General features: G+C 78.6%; 1 pseudogene. It reads right to left on the reverse strand.

From position 1 onward, the window contains the following. Positions 1-28: 28 nt before the first annotated feature. Positions 29-370, reverse strand: a pseudogene (locus ACFFCN_RS18670) (D-alanyl-D-alanine carboxypeptidase); the annotation flags it as partial.

Raw genomic sequence — 370 nt, forward strand, 5'->3', positions numbered from 1 at the left:
GCGTCGGCGCTCGTGGCGGGTCCCGGCCGCCGTCCACGGTCACCGCGGTGATCGCCGCGCCGTAGCTGCTGGGCACGTCCTCGGCCGCCCACGAGGGTGAGACGGTCGGACCCCTGAACAGCGCGTCGTCGACGACGATGCGCGTCGGCCGCAGGTGCGCACGGGACAGCTGCGCGGCGAGGTCGGACAGCCGCGCAGCGCCGGGGTAGGCGCCCGGGGCGTGTCCGCTCGCGGCGGTGAGGGTCGGGTCGCCGCCGCCCACGAGCACCGCCGCGCCGCCCGCGCCGGCGCCCACCGTGGTTCGCAGCCGGTCGGTGGGCGCGCGCACGTCCAGCAGCGCCGCCGTCGTGAGGATCTTGGCGACGGACGC

The organism is uncultured Jatrophihabitans sp. (assembly GCF_964246335.1).
GTDB lineage: Bacteria > Actinomycetota > Actinomycetes > Mycobacteriales > Jatrophihabitantaceae > Jatrophihabitans.